The 359-nt window shown below is 34.8% G+C and carries 1 pseudogene; it reads right to left on the bottom strand.

Features of this window, described 5'->3' with window-relative positions:
• Positions 1 to 89 (bottom strand): annotated as a pseudogene (locus ACFINO_RS10390) (alpha/beta hydrolase); the annotation flags it as partial.
• Positions 90 to 359 lie beyond the last annotated feature (270 nt).

Genomic DNA, 359 nt, shown 5'->3' with positions numbered 1-359 from the left:
ATAATCGCAATTGGTGCATTTCTTTGTTGTGAAGGTTGATAACGCCCTTCAAGTCGACCTGCTGGACCATTAAAAATAATTTCTGGCATTAAATGCTCCTTAAATGCTATAAAGGCTCTCATTGACCTTGGCTTGTTATTACTCTTCGTCTACTTTATATAATCATTTTATTTTCATGAACCGTTAGATATTCTGTTTTGGGTGTGTTTTTCAAGAAAATTGCGCCACTTTTTAAAAATCAATTCTTAAAGATTAATGATTACGATATAAAATGGTTGTAAAACGTCGATATTTTGATCATAACGCGACAACACCGCTTAAGAAGGCGGCAGAGGTAGCGTTACTGGAATCTTTAGAGA

The sequence above is a fragment of the Bartonella sp. AA83SXKL genome (assembly GCF_042196965.1).
Taxonomy (GTDB): domain Bacteria; phylum Pseudomonadota; class Alphaproteobacteria; order Rhizobiales; family Rhizobiaceae; genus Bartonella.
Note: the sequence above shows the minus strand (reverse complement) of the source record. Positions and strands in the feature narration are given on the sequence as shown.